We start from the raw sequence: 20,932 nt of genomic DNA on the forward strand, positions 1-20,932 counted from the left end.
ACAGGCCCTCAGGCCGCTGGTCGGGCCGTTCTCCGGATTCACCTTGCCGGACTGCCGAACCGTCGGCTCGCGGCCCGCTCGAACGCTTCCCGAGCGGGGCCGCGATCACCTGCCCAGGCGACTATGCCGTCAGGTCGAACAAGCACGGCAGTGGATGTGCGCGGCGTCGCCCGCGAGCAGGACGCGTCCCTGCCGGCACCACCAAGCGGATAGATCATCCGATTGTGTGCTACGGTTCCCATCAAGCGGATAAGCTATCCGCATGACTGGATGGAGGGGCACATGACGAAGACAGCCGTGGTCACGGCGGGGACGGCCGGCATCGGGCTGGAGACGGCTCTGGGACTGGCCGACGCCGGGTTCGCAGTCACCGTCGTCGGACGCAACGCCGACCGCGGCGCCCAGGCGCTCGACCGGATCAACGCGACGAACCCGGCGCACCCCGCGCGGTTCCTGCCCACCGACCTCGGCTCACTCGACCAGGTGCGCGCGCTCGCCACCCGGATCGCCACCGAGCATGCCGCCTCCGGCGAACCGCTGACCGTGCTGGTCAACAACGTCGGGGCGATGTTCCCGGAGCAACGGGCCCTGGACGGGATCGAGGCGTCGTTCCTCGTCAACCACCTCTCGCCGTACCTGCTGACGGAACTGCTGCTACCCACGCTGACAGCCGGGGCGCCCAGCAGGATCGTGAACGTGACCTCGGGCGCGGTCGGGCTCGCGAAGCGGGCCTTCGACACCGTCGAGCCACCCGGCGGCTACTACGGCTTCCACTGGTACGGCCGCGCCAAGCTCGCCAACCTCGCCTACACGCTGGAACTGGCCGGCCGACTGGAGGGCACGGGCGTCTCCGTCTTCGCCGCCGACCCCGGAGGCGCCGCGACCGACATGACCAACGGCACCCTGACCGACCCGAAGATCGTCTCACCAGCCCTGCGGCTGCTGTGGCCGCTGGTGCGCCGCAAGTTCGAACGCTCCACCTCGGGTCCGGCGTCCCTGGCTGCCCGGCCCTCGATCATCGCCGCCACCGACGACGGCCTTGCGGGCCGGACCGGCATCGTCATCGGAGCCCAGGCGCACCCGGTGACGCCGCTGCGCGCAGCGACCGACCCCCGCCTCGCCCAGGACGTGCGCCGGCTCAGCGAACGGTACGCACCCCTCACGACCACCTGACCCGCCAGGCACTACGGGTACCGGCAGCGGGATCATCCGGATGGGCCATCCGATTAGAATGCCCCCATGACGACGCCCCTGCGCAAGGACGCGGCCCGCAACTGGGACCGGATCGTCGCCGTCGCCCGTGCCCTGGTCGACCAGGGCACACCCCTGCAGCTGAACGACGTCGCCGGCCGCGCCGGACTCGGAGTCGGCACCGTCTACCGGCACTTCGCCACCCCCGAGGCACTGCTGGAGACCGTCGCCACTCCCTGCCTGGAAGCACTGACCGCCCACGGCCGGCAGGCGCTGGCCGACACCGACCCCTGGCACGCGCTCGAAGCCTTCCTGTTCCGCACCGTCGAAGCACAGGTCACCGACGCGTCCCTGGCCCCGGTCGCCGCCACAGCCACCGACACCCTGCCGCGCACCACGGAACTCAAAAAGGAGCTTCAGTCGGCCGGCACCGCACTCCTCGACCGGGCTCACGACGCCGGAGCGGTACGACGCGACCTGACCGCAGCCGACCTCGTCCCACTCATGTGCGGCATCGCTTACGCCGTCAACGTCCACGGCGGCACGCCCGCCGACCGGATCGACACCGCACACCGCTACCTGGCCACGCTTCTCGAAGGACTGCGTGCCACACCACAGCACGCGTGAGATCACCGCCGGCCAGACCCTACGACGCCTGGAGGACGTAGGTCTCATCGACCGCACCGTCCACCCCAGCGGCCTCGGCGCCACCGTGCCGCTGCTGCCGAGGCCGCTGGGGACCTGCGTCGAGGAGAACATCGACGATGCCACGAGCGTGCCGGGCCACCAGGAGGCGGACCCATCTCCGGCCGGGACTCAGCGGAACCCGCCACCGGCACCAACCGGCGTCCTGGATAAGCCGGATGACTATTGGGCCCCAGCGGGACGGTCGCTCGGCGTCTCATCGCTCGCGCCGGGTGGATCGGAGAAGCTACCGAGGACGCTGTCGAGGTAGGCCGCCAACGAGGCCCGGAGGCCTTCTGGTTCCATCTTCCGATCGTCGATCAGGTACGCCACGAGGTCCGCGCGGATGACGGCCAGCAGTGCGTGGGCGGTGAAGTCCGCGTCGCGGACGCTGGGTACCTGGTCCAGTGCCCCGCAGAGGTTCTGGTGCCACCAGCCGTAGTGCTCAGCCTGGTACGGGCTGCTGAGCCCGGCGTCCTTCGCGGCCGACATCAGACGACGGTTCTCGATCTTGAAGCGCAGCGCGGTGTCGAGGAGGTCCCGCACCTGCTGGCGTGGTGAGGCCTCGCCCCCGTCCTGCGCTTGCCGAACGGCTTGCTGCAGGGGTTCGAGGCGGGAGGCGATCACAGCGGCGATCAGGCCGGCACGGTCGCCGAAGCGACGGAAGAGGGTGCCCTTGCCCACGCCCGCGGCTGCGGCGATGTCGTCCATCGACACGGTGTGGGGGCTGCTGCTGGCGGCGAAGAGGGCGTCGGCGGCGGCCAGGACGGCCTCTCGGTTCCGCAGGGCGTCTGCCCGCTCGGTGCGCTGGGCCACCGGTCCTCCTTCGTCGTCGGCCTACCCCGGCCCTTGGAACGGGTCATGGTACTCGGCGGGGTCGCGTGAGTGGCGGCTCACGCCCGGCCGCACCTCCCACGCACGGGCGCAGCCGGGCGGTCCGCACAAGGGGGCCGGGTCAGATCGTGTCGTCGAGCCAGTCGAAGATGCGCGCCACCGCCAGCCGCAGGGCGCCCGGGTGGCAGTGGGCGTCGGCGCCTTCCTCCGCGGTGAAGCTCAGGAGCGTCTTCGGTGCGGTGAGGTGCCGGTGCAGCTTGCGCGGATCGGACTCCTCGGTCGCGGCGTAGTACAGGTCGTCGGTCGCCTCGCACACCAGCACGGGGCAGGTGATGTTCCCCGCGCTGCCGTCCTCGAAGCTGTACCGGGCGTACTCGGCCAGGAACTCCCGGTCACTCGAGGTCCCGGTGACGTAGCGGCCGTGGTCGCAGGCCCAGCGCAGGATCGGGCTGCGCGCGCGGGCGTCGGCGATCATGCGGTCCAGCTCGTCGTCGTGCTCGGCCGCCGCGCGCCGCACGGCCTCCTCGTGCGGCAGCGGGAGCTGCGCGGTCAGCGCCGATACGGCGTCGAAGACACCGTCGACGGCGACGACGGCCGCCACACGCGGCTCGTAGGCCGCCGCGCGGGGCGCGAGGTAGCCGCCGAGACTGACGCCGAGCAGCGCGATGCGGGCCGGATCGACACCGGGGGCCTGGGTGAGGAAGTCCAGGACGGGACCGACCACGTTCTCCCAGTCCGGCCGGAACACCAGCTTGTCCCGGTGGATGGCCGCGGGCTGCCCGGGACCGTCGAACGTCAGGACGTGGTAGCCGCGTTCCTGTCCGGCGAGTGCGCCGAGGAAGTGCAACTCCTCGGCGGCGCCGTCGAATCCGTTGTGCATCACCACGGTCGGCCCCGGACCCTCGCCCGCCGCCCGGTAGAAGTAGCCGCGCAGCACGGTGCCCTCGTACGGGATCTCCACGGGCGTGACCCCGGCGAGGTGGGCGATGGCGTCGCGGAAGCAGGCGACGCCGCGCTCGTAGGCGTGGTCGATGCGCGGGTCGTCGGGGCTTCCGTGGAGGAAGAACTCGGCCGCCCGGTAGTAGCTGGAGGCGCGCAGCAGCCCGTCGCGCTCGCTGACCGGATGGCTCGCGCGGGCCTCGTTCTCCAGGCGCTCGGCGGTGGACAGCCAGGCGTCGTGCCAGCCGTCGTAGTCGCCGGGGTCGACGCGGGAGGCGGTGGCGATGACCTCGCCGACATCCGAGCCGCCGTAGGCGGCCAGGCCCAGGTTGCGCAGCGTCTCGAACCAGAACGCCGGATCGTCGTGGAACATCAGCGGCTTCATGACAGCTCCCGTTCGACGAAGGCGCGGAAGGTGCCCGGCGAGCGGCCGGTGAGGCGCTGGACAGATGCCGCGCCAGCCCGAAAGCCGCAGGACCTGGGCGCCCCCGAGCGGGGCGAGGATCGGCGCGAGGCCCGTGACGAGCAGCAGCGAGAAGAAGCGGGCCGCCGCCCTCCCCGCGTAGCGGTCACGAACGCACGCGTAGGCGATGACGAGAGCGAAGGCGCCGCCGATGCCCTGAACGCCGCGCAACAGAACGAGGGATCCGATGTTCGGGGCAATGGCACACAGGAACCCCGACGCCGTGTACACAGCCAGTCCGAGCAGCAACGGCCGGCGCCTGCCCAGCGCGTCGCTCATCGGACCGGCCACGAGCTGACCGACGGCCAGGCCGACCAGGCAGGCTGTCACCGTCAGTTGGGCCGTTGAGGAAGAACTGCGCAGGTCGGCGGCGAGCCGGGGCAGGCCCGGCACATAGGCGTCGGTGGACAGTGGTCCGAGCGCCACCAGAGCCCCGAGAATCAACACGCCCGAAGCGCTCCGGACCGGGGCTCTGCCACCCCGGACATCGGCGCTCGTCCTTTTCGTCATTTCCGATTTCCTCGTCCCGGCACCCCCGTTCAGGACTTCAGCGCCGTCCGGACGACGTCCGCCAGCGCCATCGGCTCGCGGCCGGTCAGGGAGGCCACCGTCGAGCTGGCACCCGCGAGGTAACCGCCGCGCGTCGCCGCGCCGAACGACGCCACCAGCTCCGCGACCTCGACCGGGAGCCCGGCGGCCCGCAGACCTGCGATGAACTCGGCATCGGCGACGTTGACGAGCTCGACGTCGCGACCACCGACCTCACACGCGAGAGCCACCAGGTCGGCGGCGGTCAGCGCCTGCGGTCCGGTGACGTCGTACGCCATGCCCTCGTGCCCGTCCTGGGTCAGGACCGCGGCGGCCGCGGCAGCGCAGTCCGCACGGGTCACGTAGGCGGTGGCGCCGGCACCGCCGTTGGTCACCAGCCGACCCGACGCGAGGGCCTGCTCGATCGCCGGCACCTGCATGTGTGCGTACAGGTTATTGCGCAGCACCGTCCACCGCAGGCCGCTGTCACGCAGCGCCTGCTCCGTGCCCGCGTGGTCGGCGACCACCAACGCCGGGTTGGCCGCGACCGGTTCGGGGACGGAGGTGTAGACGACGTGCCGGACACCAGCCTCGGCCGCAGCCGCGATGGCCGCACGCTGCTGGTCCAGGCGCGCACCGATCGCGTCGGTGGAGATGAGCAGCAGCCGCTCGACGCCGCGGAAGGCGGTGGCGAACGTGCCCGGATCGTCGAAATCGACCCGTCGCACCTCGGCACCACGAGCGGCGAGGTCGGCGAGTGCCTCCGGGCGGCGAGTGGTGAGCACCACCTCTCGCGGGTCGACGGCCCGCAGCACGAAGTCGGCAGTGGCTCGTCCCAGGGCACCGGAGGCGCCCGTGATGGCGATCGTCATCTCTGCTCCAATTTGCAATCATCATGGTTGCGGATTTCTTACTGTAGTGACGATGGTTGCAATATGGCAAGATGGGCCCATGGCACGGTCGACAAACACACAGTTCGCGGTAGCCGTGCACGTTCTGACCTACCTCGCTGACCGGACCGACGGTCGTCCCGTGAGCTCGGAGGAGCTCTCCGAGAGCACCAACGTCAACCCCGTCTACGTGCGCCGGGTGCTCGGCCCGCTGCGCGAAGCCGGGCTGGTGCGGTCACGCCCCGGCGTGCACGGAGGCTCGGAGCTGGCGGCCGACCCCCGGGACGTCACGCTCGCACAGGTCTGGCGGCTCCTCCAGGGAACGGACCCGGTACTCGGACTGCACGGACCCGACCCGGCGTGCGCTGTCGGCCGCGGTGTCCAGCGCTCGCTCACCGCTCTCGACCAGGCGGTCGCCGGCGCTGTCGCAACCGAACTCGAGCGGTTCACCGTGCAGGACGTCCTGGCGGGAGACATCGGGGAAACGGCGCAGCAGCCCCACCGGTGACGACGCCGTCGTCAGTCCCAGCCGCGACCAGTTGGGCTTGATCCGCTTTGACGGACACTCCTGATCAGGGGTTTCGGCCCCAGAAGGATGATGTCCATCATGGAGAGCATGGGGAAGATGAAGTTCCACCCTGCGCACCCGAGTGCTCGGCGGCGCGATCAACGAGTACCAATACGCGGCTTGACCAGCAGCGACGAGTTTCCGAACGGCACAGGCGCGGAGGTTCGAGAGCCCTGGCCGTCTGCCGGCCAGTCGCTCGGCGCAGCTGTGCGACCCAACCACCTCTGCCCTGCTTGTTCGGTCGCCCTAGGACTGGGCCTCAAGCCTCCCGGCGACCAGTTCCTGGCGACTGCTCGGGTTGGGCGCCGAGGGCCGATTGGTTCACGAGGCTCAGCGGTGCCGCCAGGGACTCCAGACTGCGCCGCTCGGCGCGAACGCCGATCGCCGCCTCGACCAGACCGGCCAGGACCATCAATGCCGCGCCGATGCAGAAGGCGAGCGTGGTGTCGCGGGTCTTCCCACTGCTCACCAGTCCGTTGAAGATCAGCGGGCCGGTGATGCCGCCGATCGCGGTGCCCACCGCGTAGAAGAAGGCGATGCACAGCGCCCTGGTCTCCAGCGGGAAGATCTCACTGACCGTCAGGTAGGCCGCGCTCGCACCGGCCGAAGCCAGGAAAAGCACCGCGGTCCAGCAGGCGGTCATCGTGGTCGCCGTCAGGTCACCGCGCTGGAAGAGGAACGCGGTGACGAAGAGCAGCGCCCCGGAACCGATGTAGGTCCCGGCGATCATCGGCCTCCGGCCGACGGTGTCGAAGAGCCCGCCCAGCAGCAACGGCCCGAGGAAGTTACCCACCGCGATCACCGCGAAGTAGTAACCCGTGTTGCCGGTCGGCACCTTGAAGAAGGTGGTGAGGATGACCGCGTAGCCGAACGTCACCGAATTGTAGAGAAATGCCTGGCCGATGAAGAGGGCGAGCCCCAGTGTGGTTCGGCGCGGGTAGCTTCGGGTGACCGTCCGGGCGATCGTCAGGAAGCCGATCGAGGCACGGGGACGGATCGTGATCGGCTCGCCCTCAGGCTCCGGGAGTTCCGCCCCACTCTGCTCCGCGACCGTGCGCTCCGCCTCGCTGACCACCACCTCGGCTTCCTCAGCCCGCCCGTGCGTGAAGAGCCAGCGCGGGCTCTCCGGCACGTGCCGCCGCACCAGCAAAATCACCAGCCCGAGCACCACACCGATCCCGAAAGCCAGCCGCCACCCGAGGTCGGTGGCGAACAGGGCGGTGTTCAGCAAGGCAATCGAGGCGAACGCGCCGACCGCCGCACCGATCCAGAAGCTGCCGTTGATGATCAGGTCGACGCGGCCGCGCACCCGGGCCGGGATCAGCTCGTCGATCGCCGAGTTGATCGCCGCGTACTCGCCGCCGATGCCGAAGCCGGTGAAGAACCGGCAGAGGAAGAAGAACCAGGCCGTCCAGGAGAACGCCGTCACCGCTGTGGCCGCCAGGTAGACGGCCAGGGTCACCATGAAGAGCTTCTTGCGGCCCAGCCGGTCGGTCAGCCAACCGAAGAACAGCGACCCCGTGCAGGCGCCGGCCACGTAGAGGGCCGCCGCCACGGTGGTCACCTGCTCGGTGCTGATCGAGATCCCGCTGCCCTGCCGCGCCATCCGGCCGGCCATGTTGCCAACGATCGTGACCTCGAGACCGTCGAGGATCCAGACGGTGCCCAGGCCGATGACGATCCGCCAGTGCCAGCGGGACCACGGCAATCGGTCCAGCCGGGCCGGCACATCAGTACTGATCAACGTGTCACCCGGTCCCGGGGTTGCCACCCGCCTCACCCACCCGTCCACTCGCCGGCACGACGTGCCGATCCTGGTCCTACGCGCCGGCCGGCACTGACCGGCTGCACTGTTCCGGATGCTGCCCCATGACTCCTTCGACCCCCGCAGAGCCCAAGCTCAGGGCAGGACACCCCCTCACGGACGAAGGGGGTCCGTCCACGCGGAATGGCGCGACCCTTGTCCTCGGCTTGCCGCCCTTCATCACTGCGGCGTCTGCCCTGACGGTCCCGGCGGAAACCTGACCGACTCGCGGCCGGTCGGCGCGCCCCTGACCGTTCAACAGCCCGTGAACGTGTGCACCCGATGGCCTCCTCACGTGAGCTCGCGCAGTTCATGATCGCCCTGGTGACGAAATGCGCCGACCGACTCGGCAGGCCGCGCGACCAGGTTCACCCAAAGGGGAGCGGCCTGTACATCAGTACGATCATTGATCCAGGACCGCGATCAACTTGACCGCTGGCGCCACCTCGACCCCGCGCTTGCGCAGGCCGCCAGGTTCAGCCTGCCCGGCTCGCGCGGCAGCAACCTGACACGCAGTCAGATTGGTCCGCAAAAGGTCAGCATCTGTACGAACAGACGCTGCCACGCCCGCTCAAACACGAGAAACGATCGGGACTGCTGCCCGCCTGTCAAAGCGTCCATAGCTCTTCCGCCAAGGAGGCCCTGCGGAGTGGCCGGCCTACGCCGCACCAGTTGCCATGCGCACCCGCCATGGCGCAATCCTCGCAGGTCAACACCCGCTGCCCGCTCGACTCCGACCGCATCGGGTCGGCCGTTTCTGCCCGCACCCCCACCACGCCGAATCCCCTTCCCTGAAACCGCCCGCGCTTGTACGCTCCTACCGCTGCCTTCGGCCATGCCTTCCTCTACAACTCGGTCACCTTCGGCTACGCCACCATCCTCGGCACCTTCTTCCACGTGCCCACCGGCAGCACCGGCTACTACTTCGTGGTGATCGAGGTCGGCAACTTCCTCGGCCCACTGCTGCTGGGCCCGCTCTTCGACAGCCTGGGCCGCAAACCGATGATCGCCGGCACGTACGTCCTCTCCGGCCTGCTGCTGCTCGGCACCGCCGCGCTCTTCCGCCACGGCTCGCTGAGCGCCGCCACGATGACCGCCTGCTGGACGGCGGTGCTCTTCTTCGCCTCCGCGGGCGCCAGCGCCGCCTATCTGACGGTCAGCGAGATCTTCCCGCTGGAGGTCCGCGCGCTGTGCATCGCACTCTTCTACGCGGTGGGCACCGCGCTCGGCGGCATCACCGGGCCGCTGCTCTTCAACGGCCTGGTGAGCAGCGGCAAACCCGCCGACACCACGCTCGCCTTCACCACCGGCGCCGCCCTGATGATCGCGGCCGGCCTGGTCGAGGCCGCCATCGGCGTCAGGGCGGAGGGCCGCAGCCTGGAGGAGCTGGCGTCCCCGCTCGGCGCCGTCACCAGCGCGGCCGGCGACGGGTCCGTCGAACCGGCGCGCTGAGCGCTCCGGCCGCTGCCGCCATTCGGACGATTCGGGCCCGCGGGCCGGTCCAGCGCCCGGGCTTTGTCCAGAACCGCCGTCAGGATGGCAGCGGTGACCGCGGCCCCCGCCCCGGTTGTTCCCGACCGACCGCAGGAGGACGGATGGCCGTCGCCGAACAGCTCCCCGGGTCCGGATCCGCCGGCCACCGGATCCGGCAGGGCTCCGCGCTGGTCCGCTGGTTCACCACCACCGACCACAAGGTGATCGGCAGCCTCTATCTCGCCACGTCCTTCGGCTTCTTCCTGATCGGCGGGGTGCTGGCGATGCTGATGCGGGCCGAACTGGCCCAGCCGGGGCTCCAGTTCTTCAGCAACGAGCAGTACAACCAACTCTTCACCCTGCACGGCACGATCATGCTGCTGCTCTTCGCGACACCGACCTTCACCGGCTTCGCCAACTGGATCATGCCGCTGCAGATCGGCGCCCCGGACGTCGCGTTCCCCCGGCTGAACGCCTTCACCTACTGGGTCTTCCTGTTCGGCGGCCTGATGGTGCTCAGCGGGCTACTGACCCGGGACGGCGCGGCCGCCTTCGGCTGGTTCGCCTACGCGCCGCTGAACAGCGCGGTCCACTCCCCCGGACTGGGCGGGGACCTGTGGGCGATGGGCCTGGCGGTGGCCGGCCTGAGCACCATCCTGGGCGCGGTCAACTTCATCACCACGATCGTCTGCCTGCGCGCGCCCGGGATGACGATGTTCCGGATGACGATCTTCACCTGGAACGTGCTCTTCACCTCGATCCTGGCGCTCTTCGCCTTCCCGGTGCTCACCGCGGCCCTGCTGGTGCTGGAGGCGGACCGGAGGTTCGGCGCGCTGGTCTTCGCGCCGGCCAACGGCGGGGCGCTGCTCTGGCAGCACCTGTTCTGGTTCTTCGGCCACCCGGAGGTCTACATCGTGGCGCTGCCGTTCTTCGGCATCATCAGTGAGATCATTCCGGTCTTCAGCCGCAAGCCGATCTTCGGTTACGCGGGCCTGGTGGGGGCCACCATCTCCATCACCGCGCTCTCCGCGGTGGTCTGGGCGCACCACATGTTCGTCACCGGCCAAGTGCTGCTGCCGTTCTTCTCGCTCGCCTCGTTCCTGATCGCGGTGCCGACCGGGGTGAAGTTCTTCAACTGGATCGGCACCATGTGGCGGGGCTCGCTCTCCTTCGAGACACCGATGCTGTGGAGCATCGGGTTCCTGGTGACCTTCCTGTTCGGGGGCTTCTCCGGCGTCCTGCTGGCCGCGCCGCCGATCGACTTCCACGTCTCGGACAGCTTCTTCGTGGTGGCGCACATGCACTACGTGCTGTTCGGCACGGTGGTCTTCGCGACCTACGGCGGCTTCTACTTCTGGTGGCCGAAGATGACCGGCCGGATGCTCGACGAGCGGCTCGGCCGGGTGCACTTCTACACCCTGTTCGTCGGGTTCCAGCTCACCTTCCTGGTCCAGCACTGGCTGGGCGTCATGGGCATGCCCCGCCGGTACGCGGACTACCTGCCCTCGGACGGCTTCACCACGCTGAACACCGTCTCCTCGCTGGGCGCCTTCCTGCTCGGCCTGTCCACCCTGCCGTTCCTGTACAACGTCTGGCGCACCGCCACGTGGGCGCCGCGGGTCGACGAGGACGACCCGTGGGGCTGGGGGCGCTCGCTGGAGTGGGCCACCGGCTGCCCGCCGCCACGGCACAACTTCACGGCGATGCCGCGGATCCGCTCGGACAGCCCGGCCTTCGACCTGCACCACCCGGAGGTGCCCGGCGAGCCGGCCGGGCCGCCCGCACGCCGTACCGAGCGGACCGGGGAGAGCGGCCGATGAGGACCGAGGCCGCGCTGTTCGCGGCGGTCGCGGTGTTCTTCGCGGTGGCCGGCGGCATCTACGACGCGTTCGCCAAGGAGCCGGCCGGCAAGGCGGCGCTGGCGGTGGCGTTCCTGATGACCTCGCTGATCGCGGTCTTCTTCTATGTCCAGTACCGGCGCACCGGGGTGCGGGCGCAGGACCGCGAGGAGGCGGAGATCGTCGACACCACCGGCCCGCTGGCGTTCTTCTCACCGCGCAGCGGCTACCCGCCGCTGCTGGCGGCCGGGGCCGCGCTCGCCGGGCTGGGCGTGGTGCTCGGCCTGTGGCTCTTCCTGATCGGCGTCGTCGTGCTGGCCCTCGGCGTGTTCGGGTTCGTCTTCCAGTACCGCGACCGCGGCTGAGCGCCGTCACTCCACGCGCTCGGGCTCCTCGCCGCCGGGCGGCGCCGTCACCGCGCGGGCCCCGGCCCGTTCGGCCGGCCGGGCCGGCAGCTCGACCCGGTCTCCGTGGTACCAGCCGCTCAGCGCGCGGCGCAGGCGGTCCACCCACGGGCCCCCGGGCCGCGGTTCGGCCAGCGGCTGCGGGAGGTCGCGGGAGAGCAGCAGGTAGCGGCGGGCGGCGGGCAGCGGCTCGCTGTTCTCCTGGTAGCCACCCTCCACCGACTGCCGCACGTCGCCGGTCTCGTCCCCCTCGATCAGGCGCTCCCGGTCACGCTCCTGCAGGCCGAGGCAGACCCGCTTGGTGATCAGGTAGCTGAGCGGCGGCAGCATCAGCAGGGCGATCCGCAGGTTCCAGTTCAGGCCGTTGACCGAGACCCGGAAGGTGTCGGCCAGCACGTCCTGACCGCCCGCCAGCAGCAGCACGGCGTAGAAGGCGATCGCGGCCACCCCGAGCCCGGTCCTGGTCGGCCGGTTGCGCGGCCGGTCGCAGAGGTGGTGCTCGCCGGTGTCTCCGGTCAGCCAGGCCTCGAAGAACGGATAGAGGTAGAGCATCGCGAACATCAGCCCGGGCAGCAGCACGGTGGGCATCAGCACGCCGAAGGCGAGGGTGTGGCCGGCCACCCGGATCTCGCACGGCGGCATCAGGCGCAGCGCCCCCTCCAGGAACCCGACGTACCAGTCCGGTTGGGCGTCGGTGGAGGCGATGTCCGGCCGATACGGCCCGTACCCCCAGATCGGGTTGATCTGCGCGAGGCCGCCGAGCAACGCGCTGACCCCGAAGACGGCGAACGAGAGGCCCGCCGAGCGGGCGGCGAACTGCGGGAAGGCCGGCATCCCGACCACGTTGCGGTTGGTCCGTCCGGGGACCGCCCACTGGGTGTGCTTGAGGTGGACCACCAGGGTCAGGTGGGCGCCGATGACGGCCAGCAGCAGCCCGGGCACCAGCAGGATGTGCGTGCTGTACAGCCGGGGGATGACGGCCTGGCCCGGGAACTCCCCGCCGAACCCGAAGAACTGCAGGTAGCTGCCGACCAGCGGGATCGCCAGCACGATCCCCTGCGCGGTGCGCAGCCCGGTGCCGGAGAGCAGGTCGTCCGGCAGCGAGTAACCGCAGAATCCCTCCAGCACGGCGAGCAGGAAGAGCGTCACGCCCAGTACCCAGTTGAGCTCGCGCGGCCGCCGGAACGCCCCGGTGAAGAAGACCCGCAACAGGTGGACGGAGAGCGAGGCGACGAAGAGCAGCGCGGCCCAGTGGTGCATCTGCCGGATCAGCAGGCCGCCGCGGATGTCGAAGCTGATCCGCAGGGTCGAGGCGTAGGCCTCGGAGACCGGCACGCCGTTCAGCGGCGCGTAGGAGCCGTGGTAGACCACCTCGGCCATGCTCGGGTTGAAGAAGAACGTCAGGTAGACGCCGGTGAGCAGCAGCAGCACGAAGCTGTACAGCGCCAGCTCGCCGAGCAGGAACGACCAGTGGTCGGGGAAGGCCTTGCGGAGCAGTTCACGGCCGGCCTCCATCACGGGGAGCCGGCCGTCCAGGGCCACCGCGCCGTCCTCGGCGATCCGCGCCGCCTTGCTGGAATCCATGCCAGTGATTACACGCAGCCCACCAGCGGTGACGGCCGGATTTCAGGGGCGGCGTGTCGAACCCCGACGGTCCGCGAGGTCAGCCGTCGTCACGCTGCCGCGGGTCACGACGTCGGCGCAGCGCGGGCGGTAGCAGCCGGCCGGTCAGGCCCGCCAGAGCCGCCAGGGTGACCGTCCAGAGCAGCGCGCCGACCAGCAGCACTCCGGGCACCGGCGACTGCAGGGCCACGCCGAGCAACCCCAGCGAGGCGGCGCCCAGGAACACCACCGCGCTCACCCGCACCGCGCAGAGCCGCTGCCAGAGGTAGCGCCAGCGATCGGTCCGCATGCGACTCAGACTGTGGTCCAGCGCGGCGTCGGCCTTCAGATCGGCCTCGATCTGCGCCAGGATCTGCCGTTCGCGTCCGGTCAGGCCGGATCCACCGGGTCCGTCCATCGTCGCCACCTCCGACCTTGGCCGGTGACGTTCCTACCCGCCGCCTGCCCGGTCAGTGCCCTTTCTCATCGGCCTCGGCGCCCTGGTTCGGGCCGTCGAGGTCACTATCCGCCACGCCACCGTTTGGCTCAGTTGTTCCTAGGTTGGTGGCAAATGACTGATACACGTTGTTCATCCGTTACTTCCAGCTTGCCCCCATTTCCCCGAGGAGGTCTCCTCATGGGTGCACCAGCAACGACCACGGACGACAGCGCCTGGCGCGCCGCCGCCCGTGCCGAGCAGGGGCCGCCGGTCCACGTTCTCTGGATCAACGCCGGCCTCAGCTGCGACGGGGACTCGGTCGCGCTGACCGCCGCGATGCAGCCGAGCATCGAGGAGATCGTCACCGGTGCGCTGCCGGGCCTTCCCAAGATCGAGGTCCACTGGCCGCTGATCGACTTCGAGTGCGGGCCCGTCGGCGGCGCGGACACCTTCATCGAGTGGTTCTTCAAGGCCGAACGTGGCGAGCTGGAGCCCTTCGTCCTGGTCGTCGAGGGGTCCATCCCCAACGAGGCGGTCAAGAAGGAGGGCTACTGGTGCGGCTTCGGCGACGATCCGAGGACCGGCCAGCCGATCACCACCAGTGAGTGGCTCGACCGGCTGGCTTCCAAGGCCACCGCGGTGGTGGCGATCGGCACCTGCGCCACCTACGGCGGCATCCACGCGATGGCCGGCAACCCGACCGGTGCGATGGGTGTGCCGGACTACCTCGGTTGGGACTGGAAGTCCAAGGCCGGCCTGCCGATCGTCTGCGTGCCGGGCTGCCCGATCCAGCCCGACAACTTCTCCGAGACCCTGGTCTACCTGCTCTACCAGCTGGCCGGCTCCGCGCCGATGATCCCGCTGGACGACAAGCTCCGCCCGACCTGGCTCTTCGGCGCCACCGTGCACGAGGGCTGCGACCGGGCCGGCTACTACGAGCAGGGCCAGTTCGCCACCGAGTACGGGTCCCCGCAGTGCCTGGTCAAGCTGGGCTGCTGGGGGCCGGTGGTGAAGTGCAACGTCCCCAAGCGGGGCTGGATGAACGGCGTGGGCGGCTGTCCCAACGTCGGCGGCATCTGCATCGCCTGCACCATGCCGGGCTTCCCGGACATGTTCATGCCGTTCATGGACGAGCCCCCGGGCGGCAAGATCTCCAGCGGGGTCAGCAGCGCCTACGGAACGGTGATCCGCTCGCTGCGCTCGATCACGGCCAGGACCGTGGACAAGGAGCCCAAGTGGCGCCACACCGGCAGCCGGCTGACCACCGGCTACCGCACCGGCTCTTCCTGACACCCCTGCCCGGCCCGGGCGGCCCGTCCGCCCGGGCCCGCGTTCCGTTCGCCGGCCCCCCTCGTCGGGGGCCGGCCTCCCGTTTGCAGAAGGGCACGACAGAGACGATGGCATCGACGACGAACGCAGGCAGCGGCCTGGTGGAGATGTCCTGGGACCCGATCACCCGGATCGTGGGCAGTCTGGGCATCCATACGAAGATCGACTTCAAGCAGAAGCGGGTCGCCGAGTGCTACAGCACCTCGTCGGTCTTCCGCGGCTACAGCGTCTTCATGCGCGGCAAGGACCCGCGCGACGCGCACTTCATCACCAGCCGGATCTGCGGCATCTGCGGCGACAACCACGCGACCTGCTCGGTGTACACGCAGAACATGGCGTACGGGGTCAAGCCGCCGCACCTGGGCGAGTGGATCATCAACCTCGGCGAGTCCGCCGAGTACATGTTCGACCACAACATCTTCCAGGAGAACCTGGTCGGGGTCGACTACTGCGAGAAGATGGTCCGCGAGACCAACCCCGGCGTGCTGGAACTGGCCGAGCGTACCGAGGCGCCGCACGCGGGCGAGCACGGCTACAAGACCATCGCCGACATCATGCGCTCGCTCAACCCGATCGAGGGCGAGTTCTACCGGGAGGCACTGCAGGTCAGCCGCTACACCCGGGAGATGTTCTGCCTGATGGAGGGGCGCCACGTGCACCCCTCCACGCTCTACCCGGGCGGGGTCGGCACGGTCGCCACCGTCCAGCTGTTCACCGACTACCTGACCCGGCTGACCCGCTACGTGGAGTTCATGAAGCGCGTGGTGCCGCTGCACGACGACCTGTTCGACTTCTTCTACCAGGCGCTGCCCGGCTACGAGGAGGTCGGCCGGCGGCGGATCCTGCTGGGCTGCTGGGGCGCTCTCAACGACCCGGACCACTGCGACTTCACCTACCGCAACATGACCGCCTGGGGACGGAAGATGTTCGTCACCCCCGGCATCATCGTGGACGGCAAACTGGTCACCAACGACCTCACCGAGATCAACCTGGGCATCCGGATCCTGCTCGGCAGCTCCTACTACCAGGACTGGCAGGGCCAGGAGCAGTTCGTCACGCACGACCCGCTGGGCAACCCGGTGGACCCGCGCCACCCGTGGAACCAGCACACCATCCCTGCCCCGCAGAAGCGGAACTTCGACGACAAGTACAGCTGGGTGATGTCGCCACGCTGGTTCGACGGCAGGGACTACCTGGCGCTGGACACCGGCGGCGGCCCGATCGCACGGCTCTGGTCCACCGCGCTCTCCGGCCTGGTCGACATCGGCTACGTCAAGGCCACCGGGCACAGCGTGGTGATCAACCTGCCGAAGACGATGACCAAGCCGGAGACCACCTTCGAGTGGAAGATCCCGCAGTGGAGCAACGCCCTGGAGCGCAACCGGGCCCGGACCTACTTCCAGGCCTACACGGCCGCCGCGGCGCTGTACTTCGCCGAGAAGGCGCTGGACGAGGTGCGGGCCGGGCGCACCCAGACCTGGGAGCGGTTCGAGGTGCCGGACGAGAGCATCGGCTGCGGCTTCACCGAGGCCGTGCGCGGGGTGCTCTCGCACCACATGGTGATCCGCGACGGCAAGATCGCCAACTACCACCCGTACCCGCCGACCCCGTGGAACGCCAGCGTCCGGGACAGCTTCGGCACCCCCGGCCCGTACGAGGACGCGGTGCAGAACACCCCGATCTTCGAGGAGAACTCCCCGGAGAACTTCAAGGGCATCGACATCATGCGGGCGGTGCGCAGCTTCGACCCCTGTCTGCCCTGCGGGGTGCACATGTACGTCGGGGACGGCCACACCGTACAGAAGATGCACGTCCCCACCGGGCTGAGCGGGCTCGGCGGATGAGCGCGCCCAGCCACGCCGCCGCCCCGGGCACCGCTGCCCGGGGCGGCGCCCTGAGCGTCGAGCAGACCGGCCGGCGGGTCCAGCAGGTGCTGGACCGGCTGACCGACGCGGGTGACGAGGCCACCCGGGCCACCGCCGAGGAGCTGGTGCGGGTCCTGCTGGACTTCTACGGCGCCGGGCTGACCCGGGTCGTCGCGCTGCTCGACGCGCGGGGTGCGCTGAGCCCCTTGCTGGACGACGAGTTGGTGAGCGCCCTGCTGGTGCTGCACGACCTGCACCCGGAGGAGGTCACCGCACGGATCGACCGCGCCCTTGGCACGGTGCCCGAACACCCCGTCGCGGTAGCGGAGTTCGAGGCGACGAGTGGCACGCTGCGGCTGCGCCCGCCCGCCGCCTCCGGTGGCTGCGGCTGCGGGGGCGACGGGTCGGCCGCCCGGCAGCGGATCGAGGAGGCCCTGTCCTGCTACGCCCCCGAGGTCACCGCGGTCGAGTGGGCGCCGGCCGCCCCGCCCGGGCCGACGCTGCTGCAGATCGGCTCCCGGCCGCCCACCGCGCACCGGGTGGAGGCCCGGTGAGCGCCGCCGGTCCCGGCCTGGCGCTGTTGCGCCGGCTGAGCGAGCCCGCTCCTCCGGCCCCGGAGCGCTGCGAGCTGTGCCGGCAGGCGGTGGCGGCCGAGCACCGGCACCTGGTGGACGGCGAGGCGCGGGCCCTGGTCTGCGCCTGCTCCGGATGCGTGCTGCTCTTCGAGGCCGGCGGCGGGCGCTACCGGGCCGTCCCGGAACGCTACCTGGTCGATCCCGCGATGGAGTTGGACGAATCCGGCTGGCAGGCGCTGCAGATCCCGGTGGGCACCGCGTTCTTCCTGCGCGACACCGCGCTGGACCGACTGGTCGCGCTCTATCCGAGCCCGGCCGGCGCCACCGAGAGCGAGTTGGACCCGGCGGCCTGGCAGGCGGTGCTCGGCGGCACTCGGCTGGCCGCCGAACTGCGGCCCGACGTCGAGGCGTTGCTGTTGCGCCGATCCCGGGACGGCAGCACCGACTGCTACCTGGTCCCGGTCGATCGCTGCTACGAGCTGGTCGGCCGGATGCGACGGCACTGGCAGGGCTTCGACGGGGGCGCCGAGGCCCGCGCCGAACTGGCCGACTTCTTCACCGAAGTGGCCGGCCGAGCCCGCGAGTTGGCCCAGGAGGTCGCGCCGTGACCGAGCTCTCCTTCAGCTGCACGGGCGTTCGGGCCGACCGCTACGCGGCCGGGCCCACCCTGCTGTTCCGGTTGCGGATCCTTGCCACCGGCAGCGAGCCGGTGCACGCCATCGCGCTGCGCTGCCAGTTGCGGATCGAACCCCGGCGGCGGGCCTACTCGGCCGCCGAGGGCGAGCACTTGGAGGTGCTGTTCGGCGAGCGGGCCCGCTGGGGCAGCACACTCAACCCGCTGCAGTTCGCCCAAGTATCACTGCTGGTACCGGCGTTCACCGGGGAGATCGAGGTCGACCTGGTGGTGCCGTGCAGCTACGACCTGGACGTCGCGGCCGGCCGGTACTTCCATGCGCTGGCCGAGGGCGACGTCCCGGTACTGCTGCTCTTCTCCGGCACCGCTTTCACCGGGCCGGGCGGCTTCCGGGTCGAGCCGGTGCCGTGGGACCGGGAGGCGCTCTGCCGGCTGCCGATCCGGGTCTGGCGGGAGATGATCGAGCAGCACTTCCCCGGCTGCGGCTGGCTGCGGCTGCCGCGCGACACCATGGACGCGCTGCTCGACTACCGCACCCGGCACGGGCTGCCGTCCTGGGAGGCCACCATGCGGGCCCTGCTGGGCGCCACCGAACCCACCCCCGGACCGCCCGCCGGTCCCACCGCGCGGGCCGCGGCGGGCGTCGGCGCGGCCGGACGACTGCTGAGCGAGAGGACTCCGCGGTGACCGATCCCGCGTTCGCGGCCGCGGTGGAGCCGCGGCTCGCCGCGGCCCGGCAGATCGCCGACGCCGTGCTGTTCGAGGGCTACGTGCTCTACCCCTACCGAGCCTCGGCCGCCAAGAACCGGCTGCGCTGGCAGTTCGGCGTGCTGGTACCGCCGGCCTTCGGCCCGGCCACCACCGAGCCCTCCGTGCAGCGCACCGAGTGCCTGCTGGAGGCCAAGCCGGACACGCTGCTCGCGGTGGAGCTGCGGTTCCTGCACGCCCAGCGCCGCACCGTCGAACGGACTCGCGCGGGCGGCGGGTTCGAGCCGGTGGAGCGGCTGGAGCTGGCCGACCGGGTGCTCGTCCCGTGGGACGAGGGGGTCGAGGAACGGGTCGAACTCGTCGTGCCAGTCGACCAGTTGACGGGCGACGGGATCACGCTGCCGATCCGCCGGCCGAACCGGACCGCGATGGAACAGGTCCGGGACGCCGACGGCCGCCCGCTCGGCCGGCTGGTGCGGCGGCGCGAACGCCTGGAAGGCGTCCTGCGGTTGAGCGCGGTGGAACTCCCCGGCCCTTACCCCGTCAGGCGGTTGACCGCGCTGGTGGAGAACACCAGCGAGTGGCGGCCGGTGGAGAACGCCGACCGGGAGGCGGCGCTGCCGCGCTCGCTGGTCTCCGCGCACCTGCTGCTGGCGCTCTCCGCCGGCTCGTTCGTCTCGATGACCGACCCGCCCGAGTGGGCCGCGCCGGCCGTCGCCGAGTGTCGCAACCTGCACACCTGGCCAGTGCTGGCCGGGCCGCCGGGACAGGCGGACGTCCTGCTCTCCTCGCCGATCATCCTCTCCGACCACCCGCAGGTCGCCCCGGAGAGCCCCGGCACGCTGTACGACGCGACCGAGATCGACGAGATCCTGGCGTTGCGCACGGCCACCCTCACCGAGGAGGAGAAGCGCGAGGCCCGCGGCACCGACGAGCGGGCCGGCGCGGTGATCGACCTCGCCGACTCGATGCCACCGGAGATCATGGAACGGCTACACGGAGCGGTGCGGGCGCTGCGCGAGGTGACCGAGCCCGCCATCGACGTCCCGGTCGCCGAGGACGACCCGCTGCACCCGCGGACCCCCTGGTGGGACCCGGCGGCGGACCGCGCCGTCGACCCCACCCGGGACCGGGTGGTGGTGGACGGCCGGTCGGTCGGGGCGGGCAGCCGGGTGGTACTCAAGCCCGGCCTGCGCCGCACCGACGCCCAGGACCTCTTCCTGCACGGCCGCACCGCGCTGGTCGAGGCGGTACTGCACGACGTGGACGGGTCGGTGCACCTGGCGGTCACCATCGACGGTGACCCGGGCGCGGACCTCTGGCGGGCCCAGGGCCGGTTCCGGTACTTCCAGCCGGACGAGGTCACCCCGGTGGACGAGCCGTGAGCGCCGGGCAGGCCGGCGGCCGGGTCCTGGTGGCCGGGGTCGGCAACATCTTCCTCGGCGACGACGGCTTCGGGCCGGCCGCGCTGCGGCGCCTCGCTGAGCGGCCGCTGCCGCCGCACGTCGAGGCGGTGGACTTCGGGGTGCGCGGCGTGCACCTGGCCTACCAACTGCTGGACGGTTACCGGACGCTGATCCTGCTGGACGCCACCGAGCGCGGCGGCGAGCCCGGCACGGTCTATCTGATCGAGGCCGCCACGCCGGGGACGGTGGAGCCGCAGGCGCCGGCGCTGGACGGGCACCGGATGGGGCCGGACGCGGTGCTGGCGCTGCTGGACACGCTGGCCGCCGGAACCGGCGGGTGCCCGCCCGAGCGGGTCCTGGTGGTCGGCTGCGAACCGCGTTCGCTGGAGGAGGGGGTGGGGCTGAGTGCCCCGGTGACCGCCGCGCTGGACGCGGCGGTCGAAACCGTCCTGCGGGTGCTGCGGGACGAAGAGACACCCGAGTCCGCCGGGATCGGCGGCCGGGCCGAGCGAAAGGCGTAGTCATGCGGAAGTTCCTGATCGGCGCGGTCCTGCTCGCCGCGGCGGCCGTGGTGGTGGCGCAGAACCTCGACGACATCCAGCGTTATCTCCGGATCCGCCGGATGTGACCCCGGATCCGGGTGGTCGTCCGCTGCTCCGAATGGCGGAGCGCGGTGCTGGGGGGGGGGGGGGGGGGGGGGGGGGGGCGGCCCCCCCCCCCCCCCCCCCCCACCACGCTCTGTAATGGTCCCGAGCGCA

General features: G+C 70.9%; 21 protein-coding genes and 1 pseudogene. 14 read left to right on the forward strand and 8 right to left on the reverse strand.

The window, feature by feature from the left end:
• Nucleotides 1-38: 38 nt before the first annotated feature.
• Nucleotides 39-242: an aromatic-ring hydroxylase C-terminal domain-containing protein gene (locus ACZ38L_RS01510; protein ID WP_465688427.1), complete on the reverse strand. Its 204-nt coding sequence runs from the start codon at nucleotides 240-242 to the stop codon at nucleotides 39-41.
• Between the two features lie 40 nt (nucleotides 243-282).
• On the opposite strand from ACZ38L_RS01510, the gene ACZ38L_RS01515 reads away from it, so the two are divergent.
• Complete coding sequence (locus ACZ38L_RS01515; RefSeq protein WP_465688127.1) at nucleotides 283-1,173, forward strand: SDR family NAD(P)-dependent oxidoreductase; 891 nt, start codon at nucleotides 283-285, stop codon at nucleotides 1,171-1,173.
• A 66-nt stretch (nucleotides 1,174-1,239) separates the two neighbouring features.
• The gene (locus ACZ38L_RS01520; RefSeq protein ID WP_465688129.1) at nucleotides 1,240-1,818 is read left to right on the forward strand and encodes a TetR/AcrR family transcriptional regulator; all 579 of its coding nucleotides are present in this window, start codon (nucleotides 1,240-1,242) and stop codon (nucleotides 1,816-1,818) included.
• Between the two features lie 240 nt (nucleotides 1,819-2,058).
• Here the strand turns inward: ACZ38L_RS01520 and ACZ38L_RS01525 are convergent, their stop codons facing one another.
• The 3 genes from ACZ38L_RS01525 to ACZ38L_RS01535 form a co-directional block, all read right to left on the reverse strand.
• The gene (locus ACZ38L_RS01525) at nucleotides 2,059-2,691 is read right to left on the reverse strand and encodes a TetR/AcrR family transcriptional regulator (protein WP_465688131.1); all 633 of its coding nucleotides are present in this window, start codon (nucleotides 2,689-2,691) and stop codon (nucleotides 2,059-2,061) included.
• A gap of 139 nt (nucleotides 2,692-2,830) precedes the next feature.
• Entirely contained in the window at nucleotides 2,831-4,558 is a 1,728-nt protein-coding gene (locus ACZ38L_RS01530; protein WP_465688133.1) for an MFS transporter, read from the reverse strand.
• 92 nt (nucleotides 4,559-4,650) lie between these two features.
• Nucleotides 4,651-5,511 (reverse strand): SDR family oxidoreductase, encoded by an 861-nt coding sequence (locus ACZ38L_RS01535; RefSeq protein WP_465688135.1) that lies wholly within the window; start codon nucleotides 5,509-5,511, stop codon nucleotides 4,651-4,653.
• A 79-nt stretch (nucleotides 5,512-5,590) separates the two neighbouring features.
• Between ACZ38L_RS01535 and ACZ38L_RS01540 the strand changes: the two genes are divergently transcribed.
• On the forward strand, nucleotides 5,591-6,037 hold the full coding sequence (locus ACZ38L_RS01540; protein ID WP_465688137.1) for an Rrf2 family transcriptional regulator: 447 nt from the start codon (nucleotides 5,591-5,593) through the stop codon (nucleotides 6,035-6,037).
• Between the two features lie 319 nt (nucleotides 6,038-6,356).
• Here the strand turns inward: ACZ38L_RS01540 and ACZ38L_RS01545 are convergent, their stop codons facing one another.
• Entirely contained in the window at nucleotides 6,357-7,838 is a 1,482-nt protein-coding gene (locus tag ACZ38L_RS01545) for an MFS transporter (RefSeq protein ID WP_465688429.1), read from the reverse strand.
• A gap of 894 nt (nucleotides 7,839-8,732) precedes the next feature.
• Between ACZ38L_RS01545 and ACZ38L_RS01550 the strand changes: the two are divergent.
• The 3 genes and pseudogenes from ACZ38L_RS01550 to ctaF form a co-directional block, all read left to right on the forward strand.
• A pseudogene (locus ACZ38L_RS01550) lies at nucleotides 8,733-9,353 on the forward strand (MFS transporter); the annotation flags it as partial.
• Between the two features lie 143 nt (nucleotides 9,354-9,496).
• The gene (ctaD, locus tag ACZ38L_RS01555) at nucleotides 9,497-11,194 is read left to right on the forward strand and encodes an aa3-type cytochrome oxidase subunit I (protein WP_465688139.1); all 1,698 of its coding nucleotides are present in this window, start codon (nucleotides 9,497-9,499) and stop codon (nucleotides 11,192-11,194) included.
• The gene (gene ctaF / locus ACZ38L_RS01560; protein ID WP_465688141.1) at nucleotides 11,191-11,577 is read left to right on the forward strand and encodes an aa3-type cytochrome oxidase subunit IV; all 387 of its coding nucleotides are present in this window, start codon (nucleotides 11,191-11,193) and stop codon (nucleotides 11,575-11,577) included. The genes ctaD and ctaF overlap by 4 nt, the downstream gene beginning before the upstream one ends.
• A 6-nt stretch (nucleotides 11,578-11,583) precedes the next feature.
• Here the strand turns inward: ctaF and qcrB are convergent, their stop codons facing one another.
• The 3 genes from qcrB to ACZ38L_RS01575 all read right to left on the reverse strand — a co-directional run bounded on the left by qcrB (nucleotide 11,584) and on the right by ACZ38L_RS01575 (nucleotide 13,811).
• On the reverse strand, nucleotides 11,584-13,200 hold the full coding sequence (qcrB, locus tag ACZ38L_RS01565; protein WP_465688143.1) for a cytochrome bc1 complex cytochrome b subunit: 1,617 nt from the start codon (nucleotides 13,198-13,200) through the stop codon (nucleotides 11,584-11,586).
• Nucleotides 13,201-13,279: 79 nt separating this feature from the next.
• Nucleotides 13,280-13,636 carry a DUF3040 domain-containing protein gene (locus ACZ38L_RS01570; RefSeq protein WP_465688145.1) on the reverse strand — a complete coding sequence of 119 codons (357 nt, stop codon included), beginning with the start codon at nucleotides 13,634-13,636 and terminating at the stop codon, nucleotides 13,280-13,282.
• Nucleotides 13,637-13,688: 52 nt separating this feature from the next.
• Nucleotides 13,689-13,811 carry a hypothetical protein gene (locus ACZ38L_RS01575; RefSeq protein WP_465688147.1) on the reverse strand — a complete coding sequence of 41 codons (123 nt, stop codon included), beginning with the start codon at nucleotides 13,809-13,811 and terminating at the stop codon, nucleotides 13,689-13,691.
• A gap of 44 nt (nucleotides 13,812-13,855) precedes the next feature.
• Between ACZ38L_RS01575 and ACZ38L_RS01580 the strand changes: the two genes are divergently transcribed.
• From ACZ38L_RS01580 to ACZ38L_RS01615, 8 genes are all read left to right on the forward strand, one after another.
• A complete protein-coding gene (locus tag ACZ38L_RS01580) occupies nucleotides 13,856-14,947 on the forward strand; it encodes an NADH-quinone oxidoreductase subunit B family protein (RefSeq protein ID WP_465688149.1) in 1,092 nt (363 codons plus the stop codon).
• A 107-nt stretch (nucleotides 14,948-15,054) separates the two neighbouring features.
• Nucleotides 15,055-16,830, forward strand: a complete 1,776-nt coding sequence (locus tag ACZ38L_RS01585; protein WP_465688151.1) for a nickel-dependent hydrogenase large subunit — start codon at nucleotides 15,055-15,057, stop codon at nucleotides 16,828-16,830.
• Nucleotides 16,827-17,405: a hypothetical protein gene (locus ACZ38L_RS01590; RefSeq protein ID WP_465688153.1), complete on the forward strand. Its 579-nt coding sequence runs from the start codon at nucleotides 16,827-16,829 to the stop codon at nucleotides 17,403-17,405. The genes ACZ38L_RS01585 and ACZ38L_RS01590 overlap by 4 nt, the downstream gene beginning before the upstream one ends.
• Complete coding sequence (locus ACZ38L_RS01595; RefSeq protein ID WP_465688155.1) at nucleotides 17,402-18,034, forward strand: DUF5947 family protein; 633 nt, start codon at nucleotides 17,402-17,404, stop codon at nucleotides 18,032-18,034. Before ACZ38L_RS01590 ends, ACZ38L_RS01595 begins: the two co-directional genes overlap by 4 nt.
• Entirely contained in the window at nucleotides 18,031-18,747 is a 717-nt protein-coding gene (locus ACZ38L_RS01600; protein ID WP_465688157.1) for a DUF6084 family protein, read from the forward strand. Before ACZ38L_RS01595 ends, ACZ38L_RS01600 begins: the two co-directional genes overlap by 4 nt.
• Entirely contained in the window at nucleotides 18,744-20,153 is a 1,410-nt protein-coding gene (locus tag ACZ38L_RS01605; RefSeq protein WP_465688159.1) for a hypothetical protein, read from the forward strand. The genes ACZ38L_RS01600 and ACZ38L_RS01605 overlap by 4 nt, the downstream gene beginning before the upstream one ends.
• Nucleotides 20,150-20,695 (forward strand): hydrogenase maturation protease, encoded by a 546-nt coding sequence (locus ACZ38L_RS01610; RefSeq protein ID WP_465688161.1) that lies wholly within the window; start codon nucleotides 20,150-20,152, stop codon nucleotides 20,693-20,695. Before ACZ38L_RS01605 ends, ACZ38L_RS01610 begins: the two co-directional genes overlap by 4 nt.
• 2 nt (nucleotides 20,696-20,697) lie before the next feature.
• Nucleotides 20,698-20,802, forward strand: coding sequence for a DUF6893 family small protein (locus ACZ38L_RS01615; protein ID WP_465688163.1), 105 nt, complete (start codon nucleotides 20,698-20,700; stop codon nucleotides 20,800-20,802).
• Nucleotides 20,803-20,932 lie beyond the last annotated feature (130 nt).

It is taken from the genome of Kitasatospora sp. NPDC024654, assembly GCF_055559155.1.